This window comes from Streptomyces sp. NBC_01314 (assembly GCF_041435215.1).
GTDB lineage: Bacteria > Actinomycetota > Actinomycetes > Streptomycetales > Streptomycetaceae > Streptomyces.
Genome location: NZ_CP108394.1, coordinates 6,779,658 through 6,793,038, shown reverse-complemented (window position 1 = coordinate 6,793,038; position 13,381 = coordinate 6,779,658). Strand labels below are relative to the sequence as shown.

General features: G+C 71.4%; 12 protein-coding genes. 4 read left to right on the top strand and 8 right to left on the bottom strand.

Annotated features, from left to right (window positions below):
* The first annotated feature begins 14 nt into the window (after positions 1-14).
* Together OG622_RS30130 and OG622_RS30125 are read left to right on the top strand one after the other, a co-directional pair.
* Positions 15-389 carry a hypothetical protein gene (locus tag OG622_RS30130; protein ID WP_046709337.1) on the top strand — a complete coding sequence of 125 codons (375 nt, stop codon included), beginning with the start codon at positions 15-17 and terminating at the stop codon, positions 387-389.
* A gap of 177 nt (positions 390-566) precedes the next feature.
* On the top strand, positions 567-1,286 hold the full coding sequence (locus tag OG622_RS30125; RefSeq protein ID WP_371579764.1) for a lipoprotein: 720 nt from the start codon (positions 567-569) through the stop codon (positions 1,284-1,286).
* 61 nt (positions 1,287-1,347) lie between these two features.
* On the opposite strand, the gene OG622_RS30120 is transcribed toward OG622_RS30125, so the two are convergent.
* From OG622_RS30120 to OG622_RS30100, 5 genes are all read right to left on the bottom strand, one after another.
* Complete coding sequence (locus tag OG622_RS30120) at positions 1,348-1,917, bottom strand: hypothetical protein (RefSeq protein ID WP_371579763.1); 570 nt, start codon at positions 1,915-1,917, stop codon at positions 1,348-1,350.
* Positions 1,918-2,041: 124 nt separating this feature from the next.
* Positions 2,042-2,902 (bottom strand): MurR/RpiR family transcriptional regulator, encoded by an 861-nt coding sequence (locus OG622_RS30115; protein ID WP_371579762.1) that lies wholly within the window; start codon positions 2,900-2,902, stop codon positions 2,042-2,044.
* The gene (locus tag OG622_RS30110; protein WP_371579761.1) at positions 2,899-4,518 is read right to left on the bottom strand and encodes an aromatic amino acid ammonia-lyase; all 1,620 of its coding nucleotides are present in this window, start codon (positions 4,516-4,518) and stop codon (positions 2,899-2,901) included. Before OG622_RS30110 ends, OG622_RS30115 begins: the two co-directional genes overlap by 4 nt.
* Positions 4,519-4,937: 419 nt before the next feature.
* Positions 4,938-5,288: a DoxX family protein gene (locus OG622_RS30105; protein ID WP_371579760.1), complete on the bottom strand. Its 351-nt coding sequence runs from the start codon at positions 5,286-5,288 to the stop codon at positions 4,938-4,940.
* A 141-nt stretch (positions 5,289-5,429) separates the two neighbouring features.
* On the bottom strand, positions 5,430-6,947 hold the full coding sequence (locus OG622_RS30100; protein ID WP_371579759.1) for a carboxylesterase/lipase family protein: 1,518 nt from the start codon (positions 6,945-6,947) through the stop codon (positions 5,430-5,432).
* Here OG622_RS30100 and OG622_RS30095 point away from each other — a divergent pair.
* Entirely contained in the window at positions 6,946-7,077 is a 132-nt protein-coding gene (locus OG622_RS30095) for a hypothetical protein (protein WP_371579758.1), read from the top strand. The genes OG622_RS30100 and OG622_RS30095 overlap by 2 nt on opposite strands.
* Before the next feature lie 196 nt (positions 7,078-7,273).
* On the opposite strand, the gene OG622_RS30090 is transcribed toward OG622_RS30095, so the two are convergent.
* From OG622_RS30090 to OG622_RS30080, 3 genes are all read right to left on the bottom strand, one after another.
* Positions 7,274-7,861, bottom strand: coding sequence for a TetR/AcrR family transcriptional regulator (locus OG622_RS30090; protein ID WP_371579757.1), 588 nt, complete (start codon positions 7,859-7,861; stop codon positions 7,274-7,276).
* 61 nt (positions 7,862-7,922) lie between these two features.
* Positions 7,923-9,008, bottom strand: coding sequence for an SMP-30/gluconolactonase/LRE family protein (locus tag OG622_RS30085; protein ID WP_371579756.1), 1,086 nt, complete (start codon positions 9,006-9,008; stop codon positions 7,923-7,925).
* Between the two features lie 188 nt (positions 9,009-9,196).
* Positions 9,197-10,012, bottom strand: a complete 816-nt coding sequence (locus OG622_RS30080; RefSeq protein ID WP_371579755.1) for an oxidoreductase — start codon at positions 10,010-10,012, stop codon at positions 9,197-9,199.
* A gap of 576 nt (positions 10,013-10,588) precedes the next feature.
* On the opposite strand from OG622_RS30080, the gene OG622_RS30075 reads away from it, so the two are divergent.
* Entirely contained in the window at positions 10,589-13,360 is a 2,772-nt protein-coding gene (locus tag OG622_RS30075) for a helix-turn-helix transcriptional regulator (RefSeq protein WP_371579754.1), read from the top strand.
* Positions 13,361-13,381: the final 21 nt, after the last annotated feature.

Here is a 13,381-nt window from a genome sequence, read left to right as displayed (position 1 = left end):
GGACACCGCACATCATGGCCAACACCGAGACCGCGCTGAAAGAGGCCCTCGCGTCCATCGAGGGCGCGACCGGCGTCGCCCTGGTCGACTACACCAGCGGCATGGCACTGGGCACGATCGGCGGCAGCAAGGGGTTCGACCTCACCGTCGCCGCCGCCGGGAACACCGACGTCGTCCGCGCCAAGCTGCGCACCATGGAACACCTCGGCCTCAAGGGCGAGATCGAGGACATCCTGATCACCCTGTCCGACGCGTACCACCTGATCCGCCTGCTCACCGGCCGCGGCGGCAACGGCCTCTTCCTCTACCTGGTCCTCGACGCCAAGCGGGCCAACCTGGCCATGGCCAGGCACCAGTTGAAGCGGATCGAGGCGGAGTTGGAGGTCTGACCCACCTGACACCGCGGCTCCGGCGGCGCACCCCACCCGGGGAGCGCCGCCGAGCACATTCCCCGGCGGGGGCCCGTGCCCGGCCAGGCACCGACACGGACACCGCACACCGCACACCCGTGCGAACACCACCCCTCCCCCTCCGCTACCGTGTCCGCCCTGAACCAGGAGAAGAGGATGGCTGTGGGAAGAGCGGTACGGGGGACGGTGCTGGCGCAGATGGCGCTGCTGGCCGGGGTGCTGACCGGGTGCGCGGAGTCGGCGGAGGACGGCGACGCGAAACCCTCGGCGAGCGCCACCAAGTCGGCGAAGGCGGAGGCCGAACCGGAGTCGGAATCGTCAGAGGACGCCGCCACGAGCGGTGGCAGCGTCGGCGCGGCCGGGTCCGCCTGCGAACTGCCGGTCACCTTCGACACCGCCGAGAAATGGGAGCCGGAGGCCGTCGAGACCGGGGCACCCGACGGCGGGAGCGGATCCGAGGAGGACGAGCTCGCGGCGGAGCTGGCCGAGGGGCTGCTCCACCAGGGCCCGTTCACCGCCGCGTGCGAGATCGACGCCAAGCCGGCCGGGAACATCGGGTTCCTCCGCGTCTGGACGGGCGCGGCGGGCGCGGAGGACGGCGACGCGGAGGCGCTCCTCAAGGAGTTCGTGGCGGCCGAGGGGAACACCAGCAAGGCCGAGTACAGCGCGTTCTCCTCGGACTCCGACGTCTCCGGCACCGAGGTCCAGTACCTCTACACCAGCGAGGCCCTGGAGGAGACCAAGAAGGAGCGTGCCTTCGTGACGGTCACCCCGGACGGGCCCGTCGTCGTCCACCTCGGCGGCCTCGACACCCAGGAACACGAGGAGATGCTCCCGGCGTACGAACTGGCCAAGCGGACCTTGAGTACCGCCTGAAAAGCCTTTGAGCTCTGAGAATCGGTCGCGAGCCCACACCGCAGAGGACCGCCGAGCGGCCCTACTTCCGCGGACCGCCTCCGGGCGCCGCGTCGCCCGCGCCGAGACCGGTGACCCGGTACCCGGCCACCCGCTTCCCCGTCGGCCGGCCGCCCCGCCCGGACAGCCAGTCCACACGGGCCCACAGGAGCCGGCCGGTGGTGAGTTCCTGGCGGCCGAGCCAGGCCGCCTTGAGGCGGAGGCCGGTGCCGAGTCCGGCGAGGAGCATGCCGCCCGCCGCGGGAAGCGCGAAGGACGAGCCCAGGGCGGCCGCGAAACCGAGCAGCAGCCACCATCGGTGGCCCCGGCGCCAGTTGCGGAGGGTCACGGCACGGTCCTGGAGGGCATCGTGCTTCCCGGCGCGCACGGCTGCGCGCGCCGGTACGAGATACCGGCCGCGCCGCGCCCACGCCACCGCGCCGGCGGCGACGATGAACAGCACCGCCCCGGCCAGCACCCCGATCCGCCGCCCGGTCAGCCCCGGCGGCAGTACGCCGACCCCGGCCGCGACCACTCCCAGCCACCACAACGGCGCCGCCCCGGCCCGCACCACGACGGCCACCCGAGCAAGCCCCTGCCCTCCGCGCGCCACGCTTCCCCGCCTCCCGTAATCCCCAGGTGTACGACAGTCGCGGGCACGATAGCCAGCGAACGTGAAACGCGCCTGAGAAATCGGGAACCGGGCACCGGGAACCCCACCCGGTCAAAAGGGCCGCCTACTCCACGAACAGGCTCCGCTGCGCGGCCTTCGCGTCGAACTCCTCCAGCCGGGCCTGTGCCTCCGGCAGGTCGTCGCACATGGCCTCCAGGAGCACCCGGCCCAGGAGCATCGGGGCGCAGGCGGTGTCGAAGGCGAGCCCGGTGCCGACGGCGGCGGGCAGCAGCAGGTCGGAGACCTTGGCGACGGGAGCGAACGCGGAGTCGGCCACGGTGACGACGAAGAGCCCCGCCTCCTTCGCGTACGCCAGGGTCTCGACGACCTCACGCGGATGCCGGGGCAGCGCGAAGCAGAGCAGGGCGGTCGCGCCGGCCCGTACGGCCGCGTCGACGCGGTCGTGGAGCATGCTGCCGCCCTCGTGCAGCAGGCGTACGTCGGGGTGGACCTTGGCGGCGAAGTAGGCGAAGCCGTAGGCCTGGGAGGCCGCGGCCCGCAGTCCGAGCACCGGCAGCGGGCGGGAGGCGGCGAGCAGTCGCCCGGCCCGTGCCACCGGGCCGGGGTCGGCGAGCACCTCGGCCAGATGCCGCAGGTTCTCGATCTCGGCCTCGACGGCCTGCTGGTACTCGTTGTACGCGGTGGTGTCCAGGGCCGGCTCGGCGGGCGCGACGTCCCGCAGATGCCTGCGCAGCGCCGGGTAGCCGTCGAAGCCCAGCGCCACCGCGAAGCGCGTCACGGACGGCTGGCTGACCCCGGCCAGTTCCGCCAGCTCCACGCTCGACAGGAACGCCACGTCGGCCGCCCGCCGCACCATGCTGTGGGCGATGCGCCGCTGCGTGGGTGTCAGCCGGTGGCCCTCGAAGAGCGCCTGCAGCCGCGCGGCGGGACTGTCCGTCACACCCGTGCCCTTGTCCGCGCTCATGACGCGCTCCCCCTCCGCGGGTCCGCCTGGACGTCCGTCCAGATCTCGGTGAACCGATCGAGCAGTACGGCCGCCGCGTTCACGTCCGCCGTCAGCGGCCGGTCGGCCGGGTCCGTGTCGAGCACGGTCTCGGCCAGTTCCAGCGCCCGCCCGACGGGCAGTTCCGGATCCGGCCGCAGGTCCCGCTGGCGCAAGGCCCTTACCGCGGCGACGAGTTCGCAGCCGACGACGAGCCGGTACGCGTTGCACGCCCGCAAAGTCTGCCGTGCGGCGAGTGAGGCGAAGCTGGCCTGTTCCTCGACGCCCCGGGAGAGTACAGCGTGGCCGAGCGACGCGGGCGCGGAGAAGGCCCGCAGGTCACCGAGGGCGGCCCCGGCGGCGTACTCCAGGATCATCACGCCGGACGAGGCGGGCTCCTGATCGGCCAGGAAGGGGCGCAGCCGGGTGTACGCGGGCTCGTTGAGCGAGGAGAGCCGGGAGGTCGACAGCCGGGCCACCTGTGTCACGGCGAGTCTGAAGTGGTCCAGGGCGAGGGCGAGTTGTGCCTGGTAGAAGCCGCCGTGGTGGTAGGCGGCCATGTCCTCGGGGCAGATCAGCGGATTCTCCGCCGCCGCGTTGATCTCGACCTCCAGGACGCCCTGCAGCGCGTCCGCCGCGTCCAGCGCGGGCCCGTGGATCTGCGGCAGACACCGGAAGCCGTACGGGTCCTGGATCCGGCCCAGCGGGGGCGTGGGCCGGTCGGACGCCCCGATCAACTCCCGCATGCGCCGGGCCACTTCGCTCGACCCCCGGTGGGGGCGCGCGAGGTGCACGGGCGCCGCGTACGGCTCGTGCGAGCCGTCCACGGCGAGCAGCGACAGCGCGGCGACGACCTGGGTGGCGGCGATCAGCCCCCGCAGCTCGTGCAGCGCGAGTGCGGCCTGTCCGAGCGTGAGCGCGTTGCTGCTGATCAGTGCGAGGGCGTCGTTGTTGTCGAGCGGCTGCGCCTCGGGAGCACCGAGGCCGGACTCGACCCGCACCCCGGCCTCGTCTCCCGACCCCGACCCCGCCCCTGTCCCCGCTCCCGGCCCCCGCCACGGGTGCTCGCCCGCCAACGCCAGCCCCATCTGGGCCAGCGCCGCGATGTCGCCCGTGCCGACCGACCCGAACTCGTTCACCACGGGGTACGCCCCGCTCGCCAGCGCCTCGCAGAGCGCCGTGACCACGCTCGGCCGGAGTCCGGCGCCGCCGGCGAGCAGTTGGTTGGCGCGTACGGCGAGCATGGCCCGTACCTGGCGGGCGGGCAGTTCCTCCCCGATGGCTCCGGCGTGGCTGCGCAGCAGCCGCAGACCGTGCTCGGCGGCGGCTTCGGTGGGTACGTCCTCACTGCGGTTGGCGCCGACACCGGTGGAGCGGCCGTACACACGTCCGGTCGCCGCGATCTGCCGGGCCGCGTCCCAGGACTCCTCGACCCGCCGCATCGCCTCACTGCCGGGCACTGGCCGCGCGGTTCCGTCGGCGAGCCGTACGACGTCGGCGACACCGACGGCGTACCCGTCGAGGACGACGAGACCGGCCGGAGCCGCCGCCACGGCCACGGCGGGGGCGTTCGACTCGCCCACGATCCGAGAGGACATCACCCGCAGCCTCCAGCCCCGACCAGACACCGAATATTCAGACACCGAGAACTCTGCATGAGCCTATACAGGCCGGGCAAGAGATCCCGGTCGGGAGAATGGGCGATGAGAACGGACGCTGGAAATGGGAGCGCGGAGCCCAACAATAGTGATGTAGATCACTTTCTAGCCGAGGTCGCCGATCTGATGGGGCTTCGTCTGCGGGGTGCTTCCGGGCAGTCCGCCCTCCCGTGTTCGGGGTGCGGTCCGACGAGGCTGTCCGGCAGACCGGCCGCTGGCGCGTCTCTCGATGCCGGGATGGCGGGCCTGGCAGTGGCTGCGCCGTGTGATCGTGAGCCGGTCTGGTCTGGTCCGGTCTGGTCTGGTCCGGTCCGGTCCGGTCCGGTCCGGTCCGGTCCGGTCGCGAGCGTGGAGCACGATCAGACCGTCGCGAACCCCAGTACCAGCGGCGCCACGGCAAAGAGCATGATGGCGGCCGGGGTGGCGCTTCCCTTCTTGTCGCCTCCACGGAGGTGCGTGATCACGGCGCCCAGGAAGTACAGGACGACACCGATCGCCGCCGCGATGCCCAACGGTCGGAAGACGATGCCGGCCAGCAGCCCCAGAGCGCCCGCGATCTTGACCAGGCCGAGCGGCAGGAACCAGTTGTCGGGCACCCCGAGTGCCTTGAGCCCCTCTGTGATCTTCGGGTCCCGGGTGAAGTCGGGAACGGCGGAGAAGACCAGCAGCAGGGACAGCACGACAGCGAGGACGACATAGGCGATGAACACGGAGAGCTCCGTAGGGAGAAGGGGACCGTCGATCGGTCCGGGAATTCAGGGCGACAAGGATGAGCCGCGGTCATGTGAACTGCCTCATGTCCGGGGCATTGTGTGGAGGCGGCCAGGCCTCGCTCTCGCGTCGGCGGATGGTCAGGCCGGGCGTAGCGGAAGGGCGTTGAAGGTGTGGTCCGCCCAGATACGGCGGGTGGTTTCGGCCGGGTAGGGCGTGACGCGGCCTTCGGTGTCGATGAGCTGGGTGAGGCGCTGTTCGGTGTCGTACTCGGGCCAGCCGGGGGTGCCGGTGGTGGCGAAGGCCGTCCACGCGGAGCGCATCCACTGGGAAAGGGCCACCGCGTCGGCGGGTGGCTGCTCACCGATCAAGAGGGTGCTCAGTCCTGCGCTCAGGTTGCCGAAAACCAGTCCGATGTCCAGCGCGTGGCAGGCTCCGAACGCGCCGCCGAAGGCCGGGGCCGACCAGTTCAGCCGGTAGAGGTAGGACCGGCCGCCGGCGGTGGCGTGCGCTTCGGCCAGGTGCAGGCTGGGCATGTCGAACAGCCAGTCGGAGTAGATCCGCTCGTACAGCTCACCGGCCGCGTAGCCGCGGGCCCGGTATGCCGCCTCCACCTCGGGTCGCGGTGCAAGACCCCGCAGGACAGCCGTCGCCTGTTCGTCGGTGATCCGGCCGAGCTGTCCGGCCTGGGCGATGAACAGCCGGTACTCCTCGCGGTTGTGACCGACGACCAGGTCGATGTCGCGCGCCGAGCCGGCGGCGATCGCCTGCCACGGGTCGGTCGGCAGGATCTCCCCGTCGACGACCGGAGAGAAGGGAGTCACGGTGTGCGCCACCGGCCCCCAGCGGTCCTCGTACTGGGCCATCTTCGCGGCCACCGCGTCGCCCGCCGCGGCCAGCGCGGTCGGATCGACGGAGGAGAGATCGGCCAGTGTCGGCCGCAGCCCGAGTTCGGCGGCGCACGCGACGGCGATGTCGTCGGCCAGTTCCGGGGAGAAGAAGGTGCTCGACGCGCTCTGCGTGATCGCCCGCCGGAACAGTCCGGCGGCCCGGGGCATGGCCAGCAGCGCGGCGATCGAGGCGGCCCCGGCGGACTCGCCGAAGACGGCCACCCGGTCCGGGTCGCCGCCGAACGCGGCGATGTTGTCCCGCACCCATTCCAGCGCGGCGACCTGGTCGAGCAGCCCCCGGTTGGCCGACGCACCCTCGATCTGCGCGAAACCCTCCATGCCCAAGCGGTAGTTCAGTGTCACGACGACCACGCCCTGCGCGGCCAGCGTAGCCCCGTCGTAGTCGGGCTGACCCGCATGCCCGGCCAGGAAGGCACCGCCGTAGATCCACACCATGACCGGCAGGGCCGCCGCGGGTGCACTGCCGTAGGCGGGGGACCATACGTTCACCGTCAGCCACTCGTGATCCTCGCCGCCCTCCCAGGGCGGGATGAGCCCGAATGCGGAGGACTGTGGCGGCGGGGGCCCGTAGGCAGCGGCCTCACGCACCCCGTCCCACGGCAGCACGGGCTGGGGCGCCGCGAAACGCTGTTCGCCGACTGGTGGCTGGGCGAAGGGTATGCCGCGGAAAACGACGAGGCCGTCCTCACTGCGGCCACGCACGGTCCCGCCACCGACCTGGGCCTCGGGGCGGCTGGTGATGCTCATGGAGGACTCCTCTGGGGCGGTGGGTCGGCGGTACTGCCGCGAGCGTGCTGATCCGCTGCCGTCGACGATGTACGGCAACGGCCAGGTGCTGCTCCGGTCGGTGCGGGTCACGGCAATGGGCGGCGCTTGAGCAGGCCCGGCTCCTCTGTGGATGGAGGAAGAGCCCGAGTCTTGACGTGGGCGGGGGAAGGGAAGGTCGCCTCGGCGGGCCGGTCCATCGGTGTGGCAGACCCCGCCGGGGTGATCTTCATCGGAATCCCGTCGGGCCGGGATCACCGATGTCCCGATGTCCCGGTCATGGAACACAGGTCACCGGCTGAAGCCGATCAGTCGTGCTGTTCGGCATCCAGCAGTGCGAGGGCATTGCGGATGCCCTGTTCGAGGAGTCTGTCCGCGAGTTGGCGGTCGGTCAGGGCGCGGGAGAGCTGCAGCGTCCCGGCCATCATGCCGAGGAGGCTGAGTGACTTCAGACGTGCCGATGGCGGATCGTGGGGTGCCAGGCGGGCGGCGAAGCCGTCGATGAGGACCAGTGCGCCGTCGGTGTATGCCTGTCTGGTGGGGTCCGTGGAGCGTGCGATCTCGTCGAGCAGGGCGGCGTTGGGGCAGCCGTCCTCGACGCTGTCGCGCTGTTCGGGGGAGAAGTACCAGCGAATGATCTGTTCGAGGCCGGCGCGGCCGGGTGCCGCCTGCGCGACGATGTTCGCGTGCTGTGCGCGCATCTGGTCGGCGACCGCGGTGGCGATGAGTTCGTCCTTGGAGTCGAAGTAGGCGTAGAAGGTGCCGTTGGTCAGCCCCGCGTCCTTCATGAGCGTGGCGACTCCGGAGCCGTCGATGCCGTTGCGCTTGAGCCGGCGGCCGGCCGTCGTGATGATCCGCTGCCGTGTCTCGTGCTTGTGTTCTTTCGTGTACCGCACTGGGTGTTCCTCCGTCGCGGCGGCAGCCGGGGCGTGCGCCCCGGCTGCCGCCCTGGTCGGGTCAGTGTGCCGCGCCCGCGAGGAGAGCGGGGAAGTTGATCCTGGCGGTCTGCAGTTTCGCGTCGTGGGGCTCGGGGACCCCGCCGTCGGTGATGTACAGCCGGTCGCCGCGGACCGCGGTGGCGGAGGGCGAGGCGAGTCCGTCCGCGCTGGTCAGGACGGGCTTGTAGGTGCCGTTCGGGTAGATCACCACGACCCTGTCCGGACCGTTGTTCGAGGAGGAGCCGTTCTGCGCCGCGAACACCACATCGGAGCGGGGGGTCAGGAAGCTGATGTCGTCGATGTTGGGCAGGCCGCCGGTGACCTGGCGGATGGGACCGGCCGCGCCGGCGCCGGTGACCGGGATCCGCAGCAGGGTGCCCTTGTTGAAGTTGGTGGCCCACAGGGCGCCGTTGTGGAACCGGAGTCCGTTGGCGCCGATCGGCAGGGCTTCGGTCGGCACCGGCGCGAGAGCGGCATCGGTCAGCCAAGGGGTCACCGATCCGCCCGAGACGGGAACGGACCAGATGGTGCCCTTCAGGCTGTCCGCGATGTAGAGGGTGCGTCCGGCCGCGTCGACGGCCAGCCCGTTGGGGCCCGAGTCGGGGGCCAGAGCGGCGATGCGCTCAGGGGTACCGTCCGGAAGCAGCTTGTACACGCCGTTCCTGGCCGCGTTGCCCGGGGCCCACACGCTGTAGTAGACGGTGCCGTCACTGCCACGGGTGTTGCCGCTGATCGCTTCACCCACCTGCCCGGTGGCCAGCACCGTGCGCTGTCCGGACGCGGAGATACGCATCAGCTGCGGCCCGTGGGTGCGCTCGCACACCGCGCAGCTGCCGAGCATGGACAGGGTCACCGAACCGTCGGGGTTGGCGGTGATGTTCTCGGGGATCTCGCCGGCGGCGAAGTCGAACTTCGCCACGGTCGTCACGTCGGTGACAACAGATCCGCCACGATACGAGTGTCCCGTTCCCGCGGATGCGGACGGCGCCGAGACCAGGACGGCCGCCGTCGCGGTGACCGCCAACGCGATCCCGACGTTCTTCCTCAGAAAACGCCTTGCGCTCGACGCACTGCGCCGGGCCGTCTGCTGACGTTGCTGCTGCATGACTCTCCTCGGTAAAGCAATGAGTTACTGATCAGTGGACATTCGGGAAGATCGGAGCTGCCGGTGATGTCGGGTACATCAGAGACACTCGGGGGGAAGCCACGCCCTTGAGGCCGGACGGGGGTGTCGTCGGCGCCCTTGAGGCCGGACAGGGATGTCGTCGGCGCCCCGTGCGGCCCGCCGGGATGTCAGCCGGGCAGGCGGTTGCTCTTGCGGATCTGCTTGTCGAACGCTCCGGCGGGGACGAGGCGGCGCGCGGTGGTGACGCGTGAGGCCAGCGGGCCGGCGGCGTAGCGCAGCTTCGGCTTCTTGTCGGTGGCCGCGGTGACGATCACCTTGGCGACGACGGCGGGGTCGTCGCCGGCCTCCATCGCCTCCGCCATGACCTCGTCGAAGATGCGCCGCCGCTCCGCGTACAGCGGCAGCGGGGTGTCGGGCTGCGCGGCGTTGGTGTCGAAGCTGGTCTTGGTGTAGGCGGGCTGGACGAGGAGGACCCGGACGCCGTGCTCGCGGACCTCGTGGTCCAGCGACTCGGAGTAGCCCTCGATGGCGTGCTTCGCCGCGACGTAGAGGGCCATGAAGGGCTGGGGGGCGACCCCGAGGACGGACGAGATGTTGATGACGCGTCCGCCTCCCTGAGCGCGCATGTGCGGCAGGACGGCCTTGGTCATGCGGATGACACCGACGACGTTGATGTTCAGGACGTTCTGGGCCTGGGCGACGGAGTTCTCCTCGACGGCGCCCGCCGAGCCGAGGCCCGCGTTGTTGACCAGGACGTCGATGCGTCCGAACCGGTCGATCACCTCTGCGACCGCGGCGGTGGCCGAGTCGTCGTTGCCCACGTCGAGATCGAGGTACGTGACACCGGCGGGCGGGGTGAGCCCGGAGGCCTTCCGGCCGGTGCCGACCACCTCGTAACCCGCGGCGGCGAAGGCGTGGGCCGTCTCCTTGCCGATCCCCGATGTGGCCCCTGTCACGAGTGCTACCGGCCGGGTTGACGCCATCACGTACTCCTTGGTTTGCATTACGTTCGTATGCCTTACGTTCGTACGACCATATGATGGTCGTCGGTCGATGGCAAGTGGTCACGTCCGGCGATCTGGCAAAGATCCGGGAAACCCGGGGTGCGGAACGGGAAAGACCACGAGCGGACGACGAGCGGGGACCGACCGCGACGGCGTCGTCGTGGGGGGACCGCCACCGCCAGTCCTCACATCACCCGCCGCACGCGTCGACGGCGGCCTCGGTCGGCATAACCTGCTGACGCGGCCGACGGTCGGGACGGCGGTGGAGCGCAGCCTCGGTTTCGGGTCTGTGGCCGCTGCGGCGATCGCGCGCCCGGCACAACGGGCTGGGCCACTCGCCTGCCGACGCTCCCGACCTCGGATCGCCGTCGCCATGTCTTTCTCCTGCGGTGGGGCGCGAGTGCGTTGATCGCGCCCGACGCTACGGAGGAAGCGAGGAAAACGGATCCGTCACCGTGTCCGTCACCGTGTCCGTCAAGATTTGGTCTGGTGTCGTTGAACTCGGGTGGCCGGTAGTGGCTTTGTGCAATCGCAGCCCTTTAAGCTTTCAAGCAAATGGACCTGTACGGACGGCGCCAGGAGCAGGCAGCCCTCGACCGGATCCTTGACGGTGCCCGTCAGGGATCCGGAGCGACCATGATGTTGTGGGGTGAACCCGGCATCGGTAAGACCGCCCTCCTCGAATACGTGGCCGAGTCAGCCGCCGTGGACTTCACCGTCTTGCGGTGCGGGGGCACTCGCCTGGAGTCGGGGCTGACGTTCGCCGCGCTGCACGAATTGCTGTGGCCGGTGACGGAGCGGATCAGCGCACTCCCGGAGCCGCAGGCCAAGGCCCTGAACGGGGCGCTCGGGATGAGCGGCGACGTGGCGGACCGGTTTCTGATCGGTGTGGCCGTGCTGACGCTCGTCGGGGAGCTGGCCCGGGAACGGCCGGTGCTCATCGTCGCCGACGACGCTCAGTGGCTCGATGAGCCGTCCGCACGGTGCCTGGCCTTCGTCGCGCGTCGGCTGCGCAGCGAGCCCGTGGTCATGCTCCTCACCGGACACGACGATCCTGTCGAGGGTCACTGGGAGAAGCTGGCGGCCATGGAGGTGCGGGAGCTGGACGACAGCAACGCCCGGCTCCTCGCCCGTGCCGTCGCTCCCCACGCGGACGAGGCGGTGATCCGCCGTACGATCCGCGCGGCGGCCGGAAATCCCCTCGCGCTCCAGGAGTTGACCACGTCCGTGGTGGCCGGCGACCTCTCGACGCGCCCTCTGGCCGATGAGCGGATCGCCCTCGGGCCACGCCTGCGCCGTGCCTTCCGCACCCGGATCGAGAGGCTGTCCGCGCCTGCCCGCACCGCGCTCCTTCTCACCGCCGCCGAGGACCGAGGCGATGGCAACAGCGTGCGCCAGGCCGGTGGCGTCCTCGGCCTCGACGCACGCGCGTGGGACGAGGCGCTGCACTCGGACCTGCTCACCACGCGCTCGGACGGGCGGATCCGCTTCCGCCACCAGCTGATGGAGGCGGTGGTCTACGAGGAGGCGCCGCCCGCGGACCGTCAGGCCGTTCATCATGCGCTCGCCCGCGCACTGACCGGTGAGAACGCCGACGAGCTGCGCCCCTGGCACCTCGCCGCAGCCGTGGAAGCCGCGGGCCGACCCGACGAGGAGGTGGCCCGGCTGCTGGAAGAGTCGGCCCACCGGTCCTGGGCGCGCGGTGGCTGCGCCACGGCGGCCCGTGCCCTGCGGCGTGCGGCGAAGCTGTCCCCCTCCACGGACGACGCGGCCAGACGACTGGCTCACGGGGCTCAGGCGGCCTGGGAGGCAGGCCACGTCGACGTGGCGCGGGCAATGCTGGAGCGGGCCGAAGGGTTTTCCTCCCCGTCCACGGTCGCGGACCTCAGCAAGGGGCTGCGCGGGCTGATCGAGTTCGCGCACGGCAATCTGGAAACCGCCTGCCGGCAACTGACCCGGGACATGGAACGGGTGGCCGATCCCGGACAGGCGTTCAAACTCGGCAGCATGGCACTGCGGGCGGCATGGGCGGCCGGGCACGGCGCACTGCAGCGCGAGGCACTCCAGCGGCTCGAACGGCGCCTCCCGCAAGAGAACTTCCCCAACGCCGATCTGCTGCCGCTGCTGCGCGCCTGGTGGACGGAGGACCGGGGCGGCGGCGCCGATGACCACGACCGGATCGTGGCCCCCGGCGCTGACATCCTCACCCGGCTCAGCGGCAGTTCCTGGCTCCTGATGCCACCGGCACCGCTGGCGGTGGCCTGGGGCATCGAGTCCGCCCTGCAGGAGGCGCTCCGCCGCGAGACCGACATGCTGCGCCACACGGACCAGGTCACCGCCCTGACCCAGGCGCTGGCCCAGACCGTGGCGCTCGACATCGCGCAAGGCTCCTGGACCTCGGCCACGGCGAACGCCCTTGAAGGGATCCAAGTGGCCGAGGGGACCGGCGACGACCTCCTGGCGGCGCAGTGCCGCTCCAGTCTCGGATGGCTCGCGGCCGCGCGAGGCGATGAGCAGACCGCCGCAGACATCGCCGCCCGGTTCTTCGAGGTATGGGTGCCGCGTGGGATGCGCGCCTTCAGCGCCGGCGCGGAGTGGAACCTCGGCATGTCGGCGCTCTTCGCCGGCCGGGCCGAGGATGCGCTGGACCGCCTGGTCCGGCTGAGCGAGCACGGGCACCACGCGGCGAACGCCACCGTCGCCGTGCTCGCCGCGCCGGACACCGCCGAGGCCGCCCTCCAGGCCGGACAGCGGGAGACGGCCGAGGAACAGGCGCGGCTGCTGCGGCGGTGGGCCGAACGGACCGAGGCGGCGTGGGCGATCTCCGCGACGCACCTGGTCCATGCCCTGCTGGCGTCGGGGACGGATGCGGAGAAGCAGTTCCGGCTTGCGCTGGAGGTCCCCGGAGCCGCGTCTCGGCCCTTCAACTACGCCCGCACGCGCATGCTGTACGGCGAGTGGCTGCGTCGGGCCGGCCGCCGTACCGACGCCCGGGTGCAGCTGGCCGAAGCCGCGGAGATCTTCCGGCGCCTGGGCGCGGCGCCCCTGCTCGCCCGCACCCGGGCCGAACAGGAGCTGACCGGGCAGCAACCGCGCCGCGACTCCGCATCGGCCGGGGACACCGCAGCCATCCTCACGTCGCAGGAGTTGAGAGTCGCACGGCTGGCCGCGCAGGGGCTCACCAACCGGGAGATCGGGGCACAGCTGCTGATCAGTCCTCGTACGGTGGGTCATCACCTGGCCAACGTGTTCCCCAAGCTCGGGATCGTCTCCCGCGCCGACCTCGCGCGCATCGACTTCGGGGACGGGCTGCATCTGACGGGGTGACCGGCCGCCTTCGGGGATGGA

Bases quoted from the DNA above. Each gene is read 5' to 3' on its own strand.
- OG622_RS30125 (WP_371579764.1), top strand. From the start codon at position 567: ATGGCTGTGGGAAGAGCGGTACGGGGGACGGTGCTGGCGCAGATGGCG.
- OG622_RS30100 (WP_371579759.1), bottom strand. From the start codon at position 6,947: ATGAGCATCACCAGCCGCCCCGAGGCCCAGGTCGGTGGCGGGACCGTG.
- OG622_RS30130 (WP_046709337.1), top strand. From the start codon at position 15: ATGGCCAACACCGAGACCGCGCTGAAAGAGGCCCTCGCGTCCATCGAG.
- OG622_RS30080 (WP_371579755.1), bottom strand. From the start codon at position 10,012: ATGGCGTCAACCCGGCCGGTAGCACTCGTGACAGGGGCCACATCGGGG.
- OG622_RS30095 (WP_371579758.1), top strand. From the start codon at position 6,946: ATGGAGGACTCCTCTGGGGCGGTGGGTCGGCGGTACTGCCGCGAGCGT.
- OG622_RS30110 (WP_371579761.1), bottom strand. From the start codon at position 4,518: ATGTCCTCTCGGATCGTGGGCGAGTCGAACGCCCCCGCCGTGGCCGTG.
- OG622_RS30085 (WP_371579756.1), bottom strand. From the start codon at position 9,008: ATGCAGCAGCAACGTCAGCAGACGGCCCGGCGCAGTGCGTCGAGCGCA.
- OG622_RS30075 (WP_371579754.1), top strand. From the start codon at position 10,589: ATGGACCTGTACGGACGGCGCCAGGAGCAGGCAGCCCTCGACCGGATC.
- OG622_RS30115 (WP_371579762.1), bottom strand. From the start codon at position 2,902: ATGAGCGCGGACAAGGGCACGGGTGTGACGGACAGTCCCGCCGCGCGG.